The organism is Falsihalocynthiibacter sp. S25ZX9 (genome assembly GCF_041205405.1).
GTDB lineage: Bacteria > Pseudomonadota > Alphaproteobacteria > Rhodobacterales > Rhodobacteraceae > Falsihalocynthiibacter > Falsihalocynthiibacter arcticus.
Genome location: NZ_JBGFCD010000003.1, coordinates 1 through 16,116, shown reverse-complemented (window position 1 = coordinate 16,116; position 16,116 = coordinate 1). Strand labels below are relative to the sequence as shown.

Genomic DNA, 16,116 nt, shown 5'->3' with positions numbered 1-16,116 from the left:
TGAATGTGGAAAGGTTTATTGATGAACAAAGCGATTACAGAGGGGCTGGTTTTTATGCCGCCGACATTTGCAAACGGGTTGGATGTTTGGTCCTCTCAGAATGGGACGGCGGGGTCGGATACATATGCGGGATCCGGAAATGCGGCTTATGTGCCTGCGGATCAGGATTTTGGCGGCTGCTTGGAATTGTTGAAAACGCAAACGACTCAACAGCTTCGCTGGATGGGTGAAACGCCGATGCTGCCTGGCTGTTATTTGCGCGTCACGGCGCGGGTGAAGGCAATTAGCGGGAATTTGCCCTCAATCCAGATCGCGGGTTGGGCCGGAGACGCGGCGAATAACCATGTGGGCGGCATCGTCGAGGTCGGCCCGACGAAGGCCCTCACTGCTTATGGTAAGGTCGTCGAGGTCTCGGCCATTGTTGGGACAGGCGCGCGTCCGGGTGTCGATTTGGCATGGGGCATGGCGCCGTTATATGGCCACTTCGGGCTGAACCTGACGGGGGCCAACGGAGCCGTCGTGCGGATTGACGACATCAAAATCGAAGACGTCACCAGCGTGTTTCATCGCACAATGATGGATTGGGTTGATGTGAAGGATTACGGGGCGATTGGCGATGGCGTGACCAATGATGTCGCGGCGTTTGAAGCGGCGGATGCGGCGGCAAACGGGCGGGAGGTTTTGATCTCGGACGGGGTGTATTCCCTTCCGAGCAACGTGACGTTCCAAAACCGCGTGAGATTTCAAGGCTCGCTGACAATGCCCGTAGAGGCACGCCTTTCGTTGACGAAAAACTATAACCTTGGGGCCTATATCGCGGCCTTTGGCGGCGATGAAGTGCTTGCGTTTAAGAAGGCGCTTCAAGCTCTGTTTAATTATACCGACCATGAGTCGCTGGATATGCAGGGGCGCCGGATTGAACTGACGGAACCGATCGACGTTCAGGCGGTGGTTAGCAATATTTCGTCCTTTGCTGTGCGGCGGGTGATTAGAAATGGCCAGTTCAACGTTGTTTCTGGACCGAACTGGAATGATGTGGTGGTGACGTCCATTGCCTCTTATTCCACGGGTAATTCTAATGAGCTCACAAGTGTCGCCAATATTGCGAATATTCAGGTCGGATCGCTGGTTCAGGGCGCGGGTGTGGGGCGTGAAATCTATGTAAAGGCGGTGAACGTCGGGGCGCAAAAGCTGACGTTGAGCCAGCCTCTTTTTGCGGCGGCGGGCACCCAGAACTACACCTTCAGGCGGTTCAAGTATGTGCTTGATTTTAGTGGCTTCTCGGGATTGGACAAGTTCGTACTGTCGGATATTGAATTTCAATGCGCGGGGACGGCGAGCGCGATTTTGCTGGCGCCGGACGGATTGACGTTCCAAGTGCGGGATTGCTTTATTACTAAGCCGAAAAGCCGTGGAATTACCTCTCCGGGGACGGGATGTCAGGGGATGCTGATTGATCGCTGCCAATTCCTGTCCAATGAACAGAGTACCCGATCACAAGACCGGTCGTCTGTGGCCATCAACGTCAATTCCAACGACTCCAAAATTCGCGATAATCGCGCGGTAAAATTTGGTACTTTTGGCGTTTGGAACGGCACAGGGCACCTCTTTTCTGGCAACCATTGGTTCCAAGGCGATGGCGAAACGGACGGTATTCGCAAGGCGGGTCTGGTGTTCACAACGGCTAACCCCAAGGCGACGGTGGTTGGGAATTATGTCGATAACAACTTTATCGAAATCACAAATGAGCATGATTCCTCGCCCGATTTTAACAACGAATTTGCCTTTGGTGGACTGACGATCACGGGGAATATTTTCACGGTAAATGACGTTGCACCGTGGTTCCATTGGATCGTTATCAAGCCTTACGGGGCGGGGCATTATCTCTCAGGGCTGAATGTTTCTGGCAATGTTTTCAGATCGTTGAACGGAAATATTGACCGTGTTGACCATGTAGATGAAACCTATGCAGGGCTTGATATGAATTCGGCGCGCAATGTTATTGTGCAGGGGAACACCTTTAATTTGGTGAACCAGCCGATTTATAATCCCCTGACCTTTAAGCACGTTGAGAATTCGGATTCGGCGAGTTGGGTGGTTTCGACGGAGTCGCTTCTTCCTTTTGGGGGCATGACCAAATCGATGGTGGGCCTTGTGCCGGATGGCAAAATTCTGCGCGCGTCCAACACGCATGTGACGGAATTCCCGTACTGCGCTCTCAAGCAAGGCGCGGATCAGGACGAGGTGCGGGTGAAGTGGTCGCAGGCCTGTCGCGGTACCGTTCATTTGACGGTGCGGATGGATAATCCCGTGTAAAAAAGAAAAGCGGGGGTGCGGAAACGTGCCCCCTTTTTGAATTTGGCGTTTTTTCTTCTATCAGCTAGGCTGAAAGGAGAGGAGGACATTTATGCCAATTATTTCCGTCGCCGCCCCCGTTCAAACGGTCATCACTACTTTTGAAATGACCCCGGGTACCTGTCAGGATTTGCTCGACGCACTGACCGACGCCTATGAGGTTTTTATCAGCAAACAACCCGGATTTATTGGGGCTGGCTTGCATGTGAATGATGCGCAAACGCGGATTGCCAATTACTCGCAATGGACGCGGCGCGAGGATTTTCAAGCGATGCTGCGCACGGAGGAAATGCGGGCTCGTAATCGCGCGATTAGCGACCTTTGCAAGAGTTTCGAGCCCGTTATGTATGAGGTGTCAGCAGTTTTTTAACTCTATTCAGGATACTGTGCTTGGCATTGAGCAATCCACGAAGCGGAGGCCTCTTGCAGGGAGGATAGTTTGATCTTGAGATCGGCTAGAATGCGCTTTTGTTCGGCGACATCAATTGTTTGCGGAGTTTCTACCGTGCGATTGTAGGTTTGTGGGCAGGCATAGGCGCGCCGATTCCCGTAATAACAGGTTTCGTAAACCGTGTAGGGCACATAGGAAATGTCGATGGCATAGCCGCGCGCGATGTTTAACTCGGTTTGTTCCGCCAGAATTGCAACCGTTTGGTACTCGCGCGTGGCGCCGTTGATACAACGTTGCTGTGGCGTGGCGCAGGCAACCAAAAGCACCATACCGGACAGCGTCGCCCCGAGGGTGAGGTGCTTGGTTTTGGGATGAATACGCAATGCTTTCTCCAATCGGGCCAAATATTCAACGAGGTTAGTCGATTTTAAAGCCTTAGAGAAGTCCTTCCCTTTCTAGAACTTAGCTTCGGATTTGCCGCGATAAGCGCGGGTGCCGCTTTTGCCTGCCGTGCTGCGACCACGTTTGTTGTTTGCCGTTTCGCTTGCCGCTTCAATCGCGGATTGGCGGGCCATGGGATCGTTAGAAACGGCAAGTTCAACCGCTTCCAAACGCCGAACCTCGTCGCGCAAACGCGCGGCTTCTTCGAATTCCAAATTCTCGGCAGCTTTGCGCATATCCACCCGCAGGCCGTCGAGATGCGCGGATAGATTCGCCCCGAACAACGGTTTTTCGATGACGGCGGTGACGCGATTCATGTCGACGTCGCCCTTGTAGAGGCCCGAAAGAACATCCTCGACGTTTTTCTTGATGGTTGTTGGGGTGATGCCGTTTGCCAGATTGTGGGCGATTTGCTTGTCGCGCCGCCTGTCTGTCTCGCCAATCGCGCGTTCCATGCTTCCAGTAATGCGATCCGCATACATGATGACGCGGCCCTCGGCGTTACGCGCCGCACGGCCAATGGTTTGGATCAGCGAGGTTTCGCTGCGCAAAAAACCTTCTTTGTCGGCGTCGAGAATGGCGACAAGGCCACATTCCGGAATGTCCAAACCCTCACGCAGAAGGTTGATCCCGATCAGTACATCAAAGGCCCCTAGGCGCAGGTCGCGGAGGATTTCGATGCGCTCAAGGGTATCAATATCACTGTGCATATAGCGCACTTTGATGCCCTGTTCATGCAGGTATTCCGTTAGATCTTCGGCCATGCGTTTGGTAAGGGTTGTGACCAAAACGCGATAGCCGCCCGCGGTTACTTTGCGGATTTCATCAAGAAGATCATCAACTTGGGTGGTGACAGGGCGGATTTCAATGATGGGGTCGAGCAGCCCCGTTGGTCGAATGATCTGCTCGGCAAAGACGCCTCCCGCTTGCTCCATTTCCCATTTTGACGGGGTCGCGGAAACGAAGATCGATTGGCTGCGCATTGCGTCCCATTCCTCGAATTTGAGGGGGCGGTTGTCCATACAGCTGGGGAGCCGGAAACCGTGTTCCGACAGCGTGCTTTTGCGTCGAAAGTCGCCTTTATACATGCCGCCGATCTGGGGCACGGAAACGTGGCTCTCGTCGGCGAAGACGATGGCATTATCAGGGATATATTCAAAAAGGGTGGGGGGCGGCTCGCCGGGGGCGCGGCCCGTGAGATAGCGCGAATAGTTTTCGATCCCGTTACAAAACCCCTGTGCCTCGATCATTTCAAGGTCGAATTTCGTGCGTTGCTCGATGCGCTGGGCTTCGAGGAGTTTTCCCTCGCTCTCGAATTGTTTCAAACGAATCGCGAGCTCGGATTTGATTGATTTTATCGCCTGTAGGAGAGTCGGGCGGGGGGTCACATAGTGCGAATTCGCATAGACGCGAACCTTTTCGAGCACATCTGTACGCTCACCCGTGAGCGTGTCGAACTCGGTGATTCCCTCAAGTTCGTCGCCAAAGAAGGAAAATCGCCAGCCGCGATCTTCGAGGTGACTGGGCCATATTTCGAGGCTGTCGCCGCGGACGCGAAAAGTTCCGCGCGAGAATCCCGCGTCGTTGCGTTTGTATTGTTGCGCGATGAAGCCGGCCATGATTTCGCGCTGTACATAGGTTTCGCCAGCGACCAAATCCTGCGTCATTTCGGTATAGGTTTCAGGGCTCCCGATGCCATAGATACAGGAGACGGAGGCCACGATAATGACGTCATCGCGTTCGAGGAGGGCGCGTGTCGCCGAGTGGCGCATGCGGTCGATCTGTTCGTTGATCTGGCTCTCTTTTTCGATGAAGGTATCGGAGCGGGCAACATAGGCTTCGGGCTGGTAATAGTCGTAAAATGAAACGAAATATTCGACGGCGTTGTCGGGAAAAAAGCCTTTGAATTCAGCATAAAGCTGGGCTGCGAGGGTTTTATTGGGCGCAAGAATGATGGCGGGGCGTTGGGTCGCCTCGATCACCTTTGCCATCGTAAAAGTTTTGCCCGTACCCGTGGCCCCCAGCAGGACTTGGCTCTGCTCACCGGAGTTTATTCCGTCAACCAGCTCCCGAATGGCAGTGGGCTGATCGCCTGCGGGAGAGAACTCCGAACTCAGCACAAAACGTTTGCCGCCTTCGAGTTTCTTGCGGCCGTTTGGGTTTTGTGGGGTCTGTGGGACGTTCATGAATCAGTTCCTTATTCGCCCACAGATTTGATCACTTTTTGTTCCACTTCAAGGGGGCGGAGGGGGATTTCCGTGCATTTGTTAATAAAGTGTTACGTGTTTAGGTTGAATTTTATGCAAAGCAATGCAACTTAAGCGAGTTTTTTACTTGCTTGGGGTAATTCTGGTGCGTAGGTTAACCAAGTAAGCAGCAGAAATGATTGTCGATCTAAGCGCACCCACCCACCCCAACCCACCCCGCTCCCAGTTTAGGTCGACAATCTACTTCCCCCCCCCAAAAAGAAGATAATTATCATGATGTCGCGCACCTTAACGTGCGTTCATACTTGCAATGCGGGCTGTTTCTTTGCGATAAGACTTCAAGTTTTTCAGGAGACCGCCATGCGCGCCCGTATCTATCAGCCAACCAGAAATGCCATGCAGTCGGGCATGGGAAAATCTAAAGTCTGGGTTCTTGAGTTTGCGCAAGCTTCCGCGCGTGACGTAGACCCATTGATGGGGTGGACAAGCTCCGATGATATGCAGAGCCAAGTTCGGCTTCGGTTCGACAGCAAGGATGCGGCGCTAGAATACGCGCGCGCCAATGGCATTGAGGCGAGTGTTCAAGAGCCAAAAACACGCAAGCCAGTTATCCGTGCAGGCGGCTACGGCGAAAACTTCGCAACGAATCGTCGGGGCGCTTGGACGCATTAAGTCGCGCTGGCGTGAGCCCTCGAACATGGTGGGGCCGTTCCATTTCCAAAAAGATGGGCTGTGTAAACTGAAAATTGCGCATAGTGCGGGGTTTTCCGCTTGAAATTCATGCCCGTCAGGCTATGAAAAGCAAATAGGTGCATCTCGCACCGAACAATGTGGTCCCATAGCTCAACTGGATAGAGCACCTGCCTTCTAAGCAGGGGGTTTCAGGTTCGATTCCTGATGGGATCACCATTTAGCCATTTAATTTGCTACCCATTGGACATAAGCGTACAAGCCGCAATCAAGAAGTTTGTTTATTGCTCCTTTTATCGAATTTTGACTTTAGGTGCATTATCGCGAGCTGGTTGCATCAATGTGCATCGCTCCATTTCGCTTTTTTGGCACGCTTGGTCTGGCGTCAGATCGTGTCAGCAGTCGCCTAAAGACAGATTCGACGTCTTCGCGGAGGTGACGAGCCCCGTAGCCTTGCCATTTTTGAGTATGGTTTTTACTGAGTTTGGATTGCGCCTAGATTTGTAAACGCTTTCCTAGTCGCGCCTCTTATTCCTGACTAGCGTTTTCAAGTCAGAGCAATCATGGAACATTTTATGCGTCAACTCCGTGGCATTCCTCCCTGATTAGAAAGACCATTTATTGCTATTTTGTTCGTGCGGACAGGGAGGGATCCCGGTGGCCTAGAACGTTGAAGACGGTGGATTTTTGACCCACGTTGATTTTAATTTGCGGCCATCCGAGATCAGAATCTTGCGCAATGCATCCGCTAAAAGCGCTTTCGAGATATTTACGGACACTCGTTGTCGGCTGGGAAAGTGTTCTATCTGCAATATGCCATTTTCATCAAATTTCATTTTTCGCCGTCTAAAATCGCCGGTCTCTAAGAAATCTGCCAAGGCATCTGGTTGATGTTTCCCCAAGGTTAACCTTACCCCCTTTCGTAGCAGAGAATAGCGAGCGGTCAGGTTCAATTCTGAGTAACTCACCTGATAGAATTTGAGATAGGGACAAGCGGCAGGTTTTGAATTCCCCGAACCCCATTCAACGGCTTATTCACATTGCGTACTCGCGCTAACAAAAGTTGGACCTTATACAAAACTTGAGGTTCCCCAATTGAAAGCAATTCAGCGTCGTTCAAGTCGGGAGGCGTGAGCTTCAATTGTATTTGCGATCCCTTTACATTTGATAGCTTGGCTTTCTGACCCGTTTTGTATTTGTGATAAATCTTGCGCGCTGGCGTCATTTCATTGCCACCTGATTTATGGGCCGTGACAGGTTTTACAAATTTTATTGGCCTCAATGTACGAAATTGCGGGCAGTACTTCCTATTTAGTTGTAATTCACCCCGTAAGGGATGTTTTATAGAAACTTCACCCTTTATCTTTACAAATATTTGACAAATATAACAGAGGCATTTACAAATTAGGGAAGGCGCATCTGCGTCACAAGATTTTAAAGGGCTGCACGATATGAAAGAAACTGACGCTGAACTCCACGAAATATTGATGAAAGTCAGTACGGCGACTCTGACAACAGCTATGTTTAAGCGTGGCTTTAAAAATATTTACATCCAAAATATTCATCGTATGAACCCGGGTCCGAATATGGTCGGATACGCTTATACGCTGCGCTATATTCCAGCGCGTGAGGACTTGGACGGGTTGGAAACTTTCGCCGATCCCCAAAATCCACAGCGCAAAGGAGTCGAAGAATGCCCAGAAGGCGCGGTATTCGTGATCGACTCGCGGGGTGACGCGAGTGCCGCTTCCGCAGGTGGCATATTGGCGACTCGACTAAGCGTTCTTGGTTGTGCAGGCATTGTGACCGACGGGGGATTTCGCGATGCCCCCGAGATATCGCGGATGTCGATGCCTGCCTATCACAAGCAGCCAAGTGCTCCAACGAACTTGACCAAGCATCACGCAATTGGCATTAACGAACCAATTGCTTGCGGTGGGGTTTCGGTGTTCCCAGGAGATATTCTCGTGGGGGATAACGAGGGCGTGGTCGTGCTGCCCAAGCATATTGCCCATGAGGTCGCAAACGAGGCAATAGAGATGACTGCATTTGAGGATTTTGTGCTTGAGCGTGTTCAGGCGGGCGCATCAACCTTCGGACTATATCCGCCGACGGATCCGGCAACAAAGGACTTATACTCAGCGTGGCGAGAAAAGAACAATCGATAGCAGAGATCGACAGTAATACGGCATTTAGAACTGCGGGACGTCCCGTCAGGGATCGAACCCTTTCGGATCGTGCCTACGAACGCATTGTCTCGATGATTGTTTTAGGCGAGTTCGCGGTCGGGGTTAAATTACCGACGGAACATGTTCTTAGTGAGAGTCTTGAGGTGAGTCGGCCAGTTCTGCGGCAGGCTTTAAAGCAATTGCGCGAAGACGGTTTGATCGTGTCGCGGCAAGGGTCGGGATCTTACGTTCAGCGCCGCCCCGACGGCTCAGTGTTGGATTTTGCACCCGTCGGATCGATTGCGGATATCCAAAGAACTTTCGAATTTCGGGCCGCCATCGAAGGGGAGGCCGCGTTTCTTGCGGCCAACCGGCGCACTGATCGGGATTTGCAAAAACTTCAAACGGCCTACGACGAACTTGACCGATGTGTGCAGGCAAACGAGCTTGGCGTGGATGCCGACGAGGCTTTTCATGCAGCAATTTGTGAAGCAGCAGACAATCAATATTTCACCTCGGCACGGAATTCCATGAAGGCGAATATCCTCACGGGCATGAATCTTACGCGCAACCTCTCGCTGACAATGCCCGCCTCGCGCCTTGAATTGGTACAGGGCGAGCACTTGGCCATTCTGAAAGCGATTAAGGTGTCTGATGCCGAGGCTGCGCGTTTAGCAATGCGAGTGCATGTTGAAAATGCGCGAAAACGCGTTTTTGACGGCGCTTAGGCTGGCACTTTGGTTAGGCCGTGGGCTTCGAGGAAATCATCGCGGCAAGGCGTGAAAGCATCCATCAAAACACCCCCTTCGAGGCAGAGGCATTCATGCATCGCCAGCGACGGAATGAGAAGCGAGTCGCCAGCTTCCAAAATGTGTGTTTTCCCCTCAAGGGTGAATTGGAACTTCCCCGAAGCCACAACGGTTGTTTGAGTGTGGGGGTGATTGTGGAGTGCACCGAGGCCCTCTTTGGCAAAGCGGAACTCAACCATCATAAGGTCATCGTTATAGCAAAGAATACGACGTTCGGCCCCCGGTCCTGAGGTCATCCAGTCGGAGGGGGCGTTAATGTTTTGCGTCATAATGCGCCTTTGATTAGAGGAAAATTGATGTTTATTTGTAAAATTACATGCGGATGGTGTCAACGCATCTTCGCAACACACCACGGCGTTTGACCCGCATTTAAACGTGCCGCGCTGTGAAATTCAAACGCACTACTCTCGGTACAGGTGGACTTCCTGCTTGTTTAGCAATTCTCATCTGGTACCGATGTGCCAACACCGTGCGGATATTTGCGCGGCGAAATGCAATAGACTATGCCAAGGAGGGCGAGAATTATGTTGATGGGTAAACACCTTATTGCTGGAGAATGGGTCGAAGGCGAAGGCGTCTTTGAAAACACACCTGTTTCTGGCGTTGCGGACAAGTTTTCCGTTGGATCGGCTGAATTGGTTGATCGCGCCGCACGTGCCGCAGAAGAGGCCTTTGTTGAATATGGCGTCTCTACACGGGCGTTCCGTGCGAAGTTCCTTCGCGAAATCGCAGATCAAATTGATGCACGCGGCGAAGCAATTACGGCAATGGGAACCAAAGAAACGGGCCTTCCCGAAGGTCGCTTGAATGGCGAACGTGGTCGCACGGTTGGGCAACTTCGCCTCTTTGCAGACCATATCGAAAAAGGCGTTTATCTGGATCGCCGTTTTGATGCGGCTCTTCCAGATCGCGAGCCGCTTCCTCGTCCTGAGATTCGCATGATGCAACGTCCTATCGGACCTGTTTCTGTTTTCGGCGCTTCCAACTTCCCGCTCGCGTTCTCCACGGCTGGTGGCGATACGGCGGCGGCGCTTGCCGCTGGGTGTTCTGTTGTTGTAAAAGGCCACTCCGCCCACCCCGGTGTGTCGGATATTGTGGCGCAAGCCATTCATGCGGCGATCGAAATTTGCGGTGTGCACCCCGGTGTGTTTAGCCAAATTCAGGGCGGAAATCGTGCTGTCGGCCAAGCCTGTGTTCAACATCCACTGATTAAAGCCGTTGGTTTTACAGGCTCACTTGGTGGTGGCCGTGCCTTGTTTGATCTTTGTGCGGCGCGTCCAGAACCCATCCCGTTCTTTGGGGAATTGGGCTCGGTTAACCCGATGTTCATGCTGCCGCATGCAGTCAAAACTAAGGGCGCGACGCTTGGCGCTGGCTGGGCTGCCTCCCTTACGATGGGCGCAGGACAGTTCTGTACCAACCCCGGAATCGCGGTTGTTTTGGAAGGTGACGAGGGCGCAGCTTTTGTCCACGCGGCGCAAGTTGCCCTTAGGCAAGTTGGCGCACAAACCATGCTGACGGACGGAATTGCGGCGGCCTATCATTCAGGTCGGGACCGTGTTGCAGGCTCGCAAGGCGTTCAAACGCTGCTCACCACGACATGTGATTTGCGCAACGCGACGCCCTATCTGTTCCAAACCACGGCGTCCGAATGGCTCGCGAACGAAGAGCTTGGCGAAGAGGTCTTTGGCCCCTTGGGTCTTGTAGTCGTTGCCAAAGATGAAGCCGAAATGCTCGCGGTTGCGAAAAGCCTCGTGGGGCAGCTCACATGTACGTTGCACATGGATGACGAAGATGCGCCTTTGGCCCGTCAGTTGCTCCCGATCCTTGAGCGCAAAGCTGGTCGTGTCTTGGCCAATGGCTTCCCAACTGGCGTAGAAGTTTGTGACACAATGGTGCACGGCGGACCTTATCCTGCATCCACGAACTTTGGTGCGACATCGGTTGGAACCCTTTCTATCCGTCGTTTCTTGCGTCCTGTGAGCTATCAAAACATTCCGGTTAGCCTTCTTCCGGCTGATTTCTCTTAAGGAAAATCGTTCCTATTTGAACGCGAAGGGCCTGCATTCTTGTGGGCCCTTTTTGATTCGCGCGTTGAAAGAGTTCCAAATCGATTCCAATGAGCCTTACTGCCTCCCATCTTGGCGCAATTTTCCAATTGTTTTTGTGCACTAAAGTTTGGTGACATTTTAAATGCCTGTTTTTAAAAGACTTAAAATTACGTTGTGAGATATTTGCCCTGTTGCTTTTACAACTTTTTACAAATATGTTAATTTTAATGTAAATCAGGATTTGGGAGGATCCCTCATGACGACATCTATTAATAAAATTTGGGCAGGCGCCGTAGGCGTTGCAATGGCTTTTGGTGCGACTGGCGCAATGGCAAAAGACCTGCGCGGCTGGAACATCCACGTCGAAGACTACCCTGTGTCCTATGGCATGGAAGCCTTTATCGCAGAAGTTTCAGAAGCGACGGCTGGCGAAATTAGTGGCAAAGTTTACCACGGCGGCGTCCTCGGAAGCCAACCGGATGCGATCGAACAGCTTCGCCTCGGCGCGCTTGATTTCGGCGTATTCAGTCTCGGTCCGATGGGCCAAGCGGTTCCTGAAGCAAACGTTGTTTCGCTTCCCTTCATCTTTAAATCCATCCCTCAAATGTATGAGTTGATGGACGGCGCTGTTGGCGATGCAATCGACGCGGGTATGCAGAAAAAAGGTATCAAAGCTCTGGCCTTCTATGACGCTGGCGCACGTTCTTTCTATAACTCTATTCAACCTGTGAACGTTCCTGCGGACGTTGAGGGTATGAAAGTTCGCGTTATGAACAACGATTTGTTCGTTGGCATGATCGAATCTTTGGGCGGCAACGCGACACCAATGGCCTTTGCTGAAGTGTATCAGTCGATCAAAACGGGCGTTGTCGACGGTGCGGAAAACAACCCACCATCCTACGAATCCACAAACCACTTCCAAGTTGCGAAATTCTACTCGTTGTCCGAGCACTTGATCATTCCTGAGTGCCTTTGCATGAGCCTGAAAACTTGGGAAGGCTTCACGCCAGAGCAGCAAGTCATTGTAAAAGCAGCAGCGATGGATTCTGCGAAACTACAGCGTGAATTGTGGCAGGCCCGTGAAGCGGCTTCGATGGAAAAAGTTGTCGCAGGTGGTGTTCTTGTGAACACAATCGAAGATAAAGCCGCGTTTCAAGCCGCAATGGCTCCGGTCTACGACCAGTACCTCGCTGCCAGCCCAGATATGGCGGGTCTCGTTGAGATGATCCAAGCTGCGGATTAATCTGCACGATATCAAAGAGTCGCGCCGCCCTTGCATCTAGGTCGGCGCGTTTTTTTATGGGAGATGAAAATGAGCGAGCAGCGGAAATGGACGGATAACCTCATCCGTTTCAACAACACTCTCAGTAAAATATGCATTGTCACAGGCGCGATTGCCGTCACTGTGATGGTTCTCACCTTCGGTTGGCTGGTCTTTGGCCGCTATGTTTTGAACGTCACGCCGACATGGGTTGAGCAACTGGCCCTTGTGTTGATTTGTTATATTACGTTCCTTGGGGCCGCTGCGGGCATTCACACAAGAAGCCACCTTGGCGTCACCCTGTTTCGCGATATGTCTCCGCCCAAAGTTCAAGTTTTCCTGCTTATCTTAAGCGATCTCATCGTGGCGGGGCTTGGCTTGGCAATGTTTATATATGGCGTCAAACTTACGATTTTCGGCTGGTCGACATTGCTTCCCATGCTGAATGTTCCCGAAGGGATCCGCACAGGCTCCGCCGTTTTCTGTGGGGCGCTTGTTTTTCTCTTTTCCGCATCGCGTCTTTTGATCATGGTTTGTGACCCCGAAAAACGCGCAGCTTATCTCTCCGAGGGGTTAGAATAATGGAATATGGTTTGCTCATCCTTTTGGGCGTATTTTTTGGCGGCGTGATCATTGGTATGCCGGTCGCTTTTGCCATGGGCGCTGCGGCATTGGGCGCGTTTTGGTTTGAAGGGTTCCCCCTTGTCACCACATTCCAGCGCACGATTTCGGGCGTCGCCAGCTTCCCCCTCCTTGCCATTCCGTTTTTTGTCCTTGCAGGCGAAGTGATGATGCATGGCGGCATCGCCATCCGGTTGGTGCGTTTTGCCTCTACGCTCGTTGGGCACGTGCGGGGCGGTTTGGCCTCGGTGAATATCTTTTCCTCCATGCTGTTTGGTGGAATTTCAGGATCAGCGATTGCAGATATTTCGGCGCTGGGGTCGATCCTTATCCCCGTGATGAAGGAGCGCGGCTATCGGCCTGACTATGCGGTCAACGTCACGGTCACCTCGTCGATTGCGGGTATCGTTATCCCGCCCAGCCACAACATGATTATTCTTGCGGTTGCCTCAGGTGGGGTAATTGCGGTTGATAAGCTCTTTTTGGCAGGTGTTATTCCCGGTATTCTGATGTGCGTGTGTTTGGCCATTGCCGCCTATGTTATCGCGATCAAACATAAATATCCCGCTGAACCTTTCCCCGGTTGGGGCGAAGTTGCCCGCACGGGGGCTGTTGCGATCCCGGGCCTGTTTACCGCAGTTATCATTATCGGTGGTGTTCTTGGTGGTGTGTTTACCGTTACGGAATCTGGAGCTTTCGGCGCGATCTATGCCCTCGTTTTGACGGGGCTGATCTATCGCTCGCTGAGTTATGCGGGCCTGAAAACTTCGGTTGTGAGCACGGTTAAAACCACGTCGATGGTGATGATCCTCATCGGTTTTGCCTCGGCCTTTGCCTATCTTCTGGCGCTCTATCAGGTGCCGATGAAGCTTAGTGACTTATTGCTCGCAATCTCTGACAACAAAATCGTCATTCTGATCATGATCAACATTATCCTGCTTGTTTTGGGCATGATCATGGATATGGCAGCGTTGATTTTGATTTGCACACCGATCTTTTTGCCCATCGCCCGTGACTTGGGAATGGACCCAACGCAATTTGGTATCATGATGCTTGTGAACTTGGGTCTCGGCCTTTGCACACCGCCCGTTGGCACCTGTCTCTTTGTGGGGTGTGCCGTGGGTAAAATCAAAATCGAAGAATGCCTGAAGACGATCTGGCCGTTTTATATCGCAATTTTGGCGGCGTTGATTTTGATTACCTATGTGCCGTCGTTCTCGCTGTTTCTCCCGTCTTTGATGGAGTGACGCGCGAACATTAAAAACGGGCCGCACCAGAAATGGTTGCGGCCCGTTGGCGTTTCTAGGGGAGGGTCAACATCTAGTCCCACTCAACGCCGAATTCGCGCACCAGCCCTTGAATTTGCGCCTCGCTCAGAAGATTTGGCGTCATGCCGCGTGTCAGCAAGGCGAGTTTGGCGGTTTCTTCCAATTCTTCCATCGCGTTGGCTGCGGCCTCAAGGTCCTTGCCAGCGACCACAGGGCCGTGATGGGCCAAAACGACGGCGCTGCGCTTGCCTGCGAGTCCTCTTATGGCACCGCCCATCGCCGGATCACCGGGCATGAAATACGGCAGTAGGGCCACTTTCCCAAGGCGCATGACCCCGTAGGCCGTGATGGGCGGTAACATGTTGTCAGGGTCGGTGTCGGGCAGGGTAGAAAGCGCCACAGAGTGGCAGGAATGCAAATGAACGATCGCCCCCGCCTTCGCGCCGCGTGTGTCATAGAAGGCCTCATGGAGGGCCATTTCCTTCGTTGGCCTGTCCCCGCCGATATGGCTCAATTGCGCATTAAAACGCGAAAGTCGCGCAGGATCAAGGCGGCCAAAACAACTCCCCGTTGGCGTAACCAAAAGCCCGCCATCCTCGGTGCGCGCGGAAATATTGCCACTGGCCCCACTGGTTAAGCCACGATCAAAAAGCGATTTGGCAATGGTGCAAATATCTTCGCGTAAGCGCGTTTCTGGTGTCATGTCTGCCTCGTGGGGTTATTTTGGAGTATCAAAATGGGCCAGAACCGCATCTGCGGTCGTTTTATTCACAGCCAAGTTCGTGTCATACAGAATCGCAAGCCGCAGCAATGATTTCACGTCAACATCGTGGGGTAGGGCCGAGAGAGGATCGACAAAAAACACAAGCCCGTCGAGCCTTTCCTCCGCGATCATGGCGCCAAGCTGCGCATCGCCCCCCAAAGGGCCGCTTTTGAGGAGAGTGATGTCCAGCCCCAGTTCCGTATGCAGCCGCCCCCCCGTGGTCCCTGTGGCAAATAGGCGATGCTTAGACAGCTCCGCCACCCGTGGGCGCGCCCATTCGATCAGCGCGTCTTTCATGCCGTCATGGGCCACAAGGGCAAGAGATTTTTGGTGGGCGGGCATCCTATGCTCCTGTAAAACCATCAGTTGCCTTTGGGTAAGCCCCCCGGCGCGTCCTGTCAATAAATCGCGTGTTTTCAAGAAGCGCCTGTGCGTGCGCTCCCTGCGTGAGAGGGGACAGGCTACGAGACAACGTCTTCGCTTTCTGGATCACTCAAACCGTTATTGTTCGGGGTATTGGTTCCGAGGTAAAATTTTGGGTGTTAAGCATTTTTCTCAACGCCGCCGCAAAAACAGTTCGAAGCTTTGTGCACCCCTAAAATAAAGAGAGATCTAACGATAGCAAATTTTAAAAATACTATGGTGGAGCCTAACGGAGCCGTGTTGTAGGCGAAATATCCAAATTTTTTCAGATGGTTGTTCGCCGAGTGTGTTCTTGTCCGGTACACGTTACTGTAACGCTTTTGGGTGAGGTCTGTCCACACTGGCAAGCGGTAAGGCCTGTTTGTAATCAGCGGGCGCTGGGAGGATTAATGGACGTCATTGTAGTGATGGCTGAAGATCGCGTGTACTTTGGGTTTCCGTGTCCTCTTCATTTATTACGCATAGGTTTGCCCGCACGGCATGGCTTCTAGGACTAGGGTGTATGCAAGCAAAGCGCTGTGGGGTATTAACGGGCACCACCGTAGAGAGAGGTGGTCGCGGAATTTCGGACCAGTTGTTAAGGTGGATCGCACGATGAGAGAAGTGATCCAGAATGAAAAAACGAAAGAACCATTCGCCAGAGTTCAAAGCCAAGGTCGCGCTTGAAG

The 16,116-nt window shown here is 52.4% G+C and carries 14 protein-coding genes and 1 tRNA gene; 10 read left to right on the top strand and 5 right to left on the bottom strand.

Features of this window, described 5'->3' with window-relative positions; translation table 11 throughout:
• The first annotated feature begins 21 nt into the window (after positions 1 to 21).
• Both AB9F29_RS04190 and AB9F29_RS04185 read left to right on the top strand, forming a co-directional pair.
• Positions 22 to 2,316, top strand: coding sequence for a glycosyl hydrolase family 28-related protein (locus tag AB9F29_RS04190; RefSeq protein WP_369754702.1), 2,295 nt, complete (start codon positions 22 to 24; stop codon positions 2,314 to 2,316).
• 91 nt (positions 2,317 to 2,407) lie between these two features.
• Complete coding sequence (locus tag AB9F29_RS04185; protein ID WP_039001987.1) at positions 2,408 to 2,725, top strand: antibiotic biosynthesis monooxygenase; 318 nt, start codon at positions 2,408 to 2,410, stop codon at positions 2,723 to 2,725.
• 2 nt (positions 2,726 to 2,727) lie between these two features.
• Here the strand turns inward: AB9F29_RS04185 and AB9F29_RS04180 are convergent, their stop codons facing one another.
• Together AB9F29_RS04180 and uvrB are read right to left on the bottom strand one after the other, a co-directional pair.
• A complete protein-coding gene (locus AB9F29_RS04180) occupies positions 2,728 to 3,129 on the bottom strand; it encodes a hypothetical protein (RefSeq protein WP_369754701.1) in 402 nt (133 codons plus the stop codon).
• Positions 3,130 to 3,201: 72 nt separating this feature from the next.
• A complete protein-coding gene (gene uvrB, locus AB9F29_RS04175; protein WP_039001988.1) occupies positions 3,202 to 5,373 on the bottom strand; it encodes an excinuclease ABC subunit UvrB in 2,172 nt (723 codons plus the stop codon).
• A 381-nt stretch (positions 5,374 to 5,754) separates the two neighbouring features.
• Here uvrB and AB9F29_RS04170 point away from each other — a divergent pair, with 381 nt between their 5' ends.
• From AB9F29_RS04170 to AB9F29_RS04155, 4 genes are all read left to right on the top strand, one after another.
• The gene (locus AB9F29_RS04170; protein WP_039001989.1) at positions 5,755 to 6,066 is read left to right on the top strand and encodes an ETC complex I subunit; all 312 of its coding nucleotides are present in this window, start codon (positions 5,755 to 5,757) and stop codon (positions 6,064 to 6,066) included.
• Positions 6,067 to 6,226: 160 nt separating this feature from the next.
• Positions 6,227 to 6,303 (top strand) — tRNA-Arg (locus tag AB9F29_RS04165).
• A 1,232-nt stretch (positions 6,304 to 7,535) separates the two neighbouring features.
• Entirely contained in the window at positions 7,536 to 8,252 is a 717-nt protein-coding gene (locus tag AB9F29_RS04160; RefSeq protein WP_039001445.1) for a ribonuclease activity regulator RraA, read from the top strand.
• Entirely contained in the window at positions 8,228 to 8,980 is a 753-nt protein-coding gene (locus AB9F29_RS04155) for a FadR/GntR family transcriptional regulator (RefSeq protein WP_335584143.1), read from the top strand. Before AB9F29_RS04160 ends, AB9F29_RS04155 begins: the two co-directional genes overlap by 25 nt.
• Here the strand turns inward: AB9F29_RS04155 and AB9F29_RS04150 are convergent.
• Positions 8,977 to 9,330, bottom strand: coding sequence for a cupin domain-containing protein (locus tag AB9F29_RS04150; protein ID WP_039001444.1), 354 nt, complete (start codon positions 9,328 to 9,330; stop codon positions 8,977 to 8,979). The genes AB9F29_RS04155 and AB9F29_RS04150 overlap by 4 nt on opposite strands.
• Positions 9,331 to 9,585: 255 nt before the next feature.
• Here AB9F29_RS04150 and AB9F29_RS04145 point away from each other — a divergent pair, with 255 nt between their 5' ends.
• From AB9F29_RS04145 to AB9F29_RS04130, 4 genes are all read left to right on the top strand, one after another.
• Positions 9,586 to 11,091, top strand: coding sequence for an aldehyde dehydrogenase (NADP(+)) (locus tag AB9F29_RS04145; RefSeq protein WP_369754700.1), 1,506 nt, complete (start codon positions 9,586 to 9,588; stop codon positions 11,089 to 11,091).
• Between the two features lie 277 nt (positions 11,092 to 11,368).
• The gene (locus AB9F29_RS04140) at positions 11,369 to 12,355 is read left to right on the top strand and encodes a TRAP transporter substrate-binding protein (protein ID WP_369754699.1); all 987 of its coding nucleotides are present in this window, start codon (positions 11,369 to 11,371) and stop codon (positions 12,353 to 12,355) included.
• A 69-nt stretch (positions 12,356 to 12,424) separates the two neighbouring features.
• Positions 12,425 to 12,955, top strand: a complete 531-nt coding sequence (locus AB9F29_RS04135; protein ID WP_369754698.1) for a TRAP transporter small permease — start codon at positions 12,425 to 12,427, stop codon at positions 12,953 to 12,955.
• The gene (locus tag AB9F29_RS04130) at positions 12,955 to 14,241 is read left to right on the top strand and encodes a TRAP transporter large permease (RefSeq protein ID WP_335584139.1); all 1,287 of its coding nucleotides are present in this window, start codon (positions 12,955 to 12,957) and stop codon (positions 14,239 to 14,241) included. Before AB9F29_RS04135 ends, AB9F29_RS04130 begins: the two co-directional genes overlap by 1 nt.
• 73 nt (positions 14,242 to 14,314) lie before the next feature.
• On the opposite strand, the gene AB9F29_RS04125 is transcribed toward AB9F29_RS04130, so the two are convergent.
• Positions 14,315 to 14,965 (bottom strand): aldolase, encoded by a 651-nt coding sequence (locus AB9F29_RS04125; RefSeq protein ID WP_369754697.1) that lies wholly within the window; start codon positions 14,963 to 14,965, stop codon positions 14,315 to 14,317.
• 15 nt (positions 14,966 to 14,980) lie between these two features.
• Entirely contained in the window at positions 14,981 to 15,367 is a 387-nt protein-coding gene (locus AB9F29_RS04120; RefSeq protein WP_039001438.1) for a methylglyoxal synthase, read from the bottom strand.
• Positions 15,368 to 16,116: the final 749 nt, after the last annotated feature.

What these genes read in the sequence shown, in the direction of transcription:
- AB9F29_RS04190 (WP_369754702.1), top strand. Translation starts at nt 22, where the DNA reads ATGAACAAAGCGATTACAGAGGGGCTGGTTTTTATGCCGCCGACATTT.
- AB9F29_RS04185 (WP_039001987.1), top strand. Translation starts at nt 2,408, where the DNA reads ATGCCAATTATTTCCGTCGCCGCCCCCGTTCAAACGGTCATCACTACT.
- uvrB (WP_039001988.1), bottom strand. Translation starts at nt 5,373, where the DNA reads ATGAACGTCCCACAGACCCCACAAAACCCAAACGGCCGCAAGAAACTC.
- AB9F29_RS04170 (WP_039001989.1), top strand. Translation starts at nt 5,755, where the DNA reads ATGCGCGCCCGTATCTATCAGCCAACCAGAAATGCCATGCAGTCGGGC.
- AB9F29_RS04160 (WP_039001445.1), top strand. Translation starts at nt 7,536, where the DNA reads ATGAAAGAAACTGACGCTGAACTCCACGAAATATTGATGAAAGTCAGT.
- AB9F29_RS04150 (WP_039001444.1), bottom strand. Translation starts at nt 9,330, where the DNA reads ATGACGCAAAACATTAACGCCCCCTCCGACTGGATGACCTCAGGACCG.
- AB9F29_RS04145 (WP_369754700.1), top strand. Translation starts at nt 9,586, where the DNA reads ATGTTGATGGGTAAACACCTTATTGCTGGAGAATGGGTCGAAGGCGAA.
- AB9F29_RS04140 (WP_369754699.1), top strand. Translation starts at nt 11,369, where the DNA reads ATGACGACATCTATTAATAAAATTTGGGCAGGCGCCGTAGGCGTTGCA.
- AB9F29_RS04135 (WP_369754698.1), top strand. Translation starts at nt 12,425, where the DNA reads ATGAGCGAGCAGCGGAAATGGACGGATAACCTCATCCGTTTCAACAAC.
- AB9F29_RS04130 (WP_335584139.1), top strand. Translation starts at nt 12,955, where the DNA reads ATGGAATATGGTTTGCTCATCCTTTTGGGCGTATTTTTTGGCGGCGTG.
- AB9F29_RS04125 (WP_369754697.1), bottom strand. Translation starts at nt 14,965, where the DNA reads ATGACACCAGAAACGCGCTTACGCGAAGATATTTGCACCATTGCCAAA.
- AB9F29_RS04120 (WP_039001438.1), bottom strand. Translation starts at nt 15,367, where the DNA reads ATGCCCGCCCACCAAAAATCTCTTGCCCTTGTGGCCCATGACGGCATG.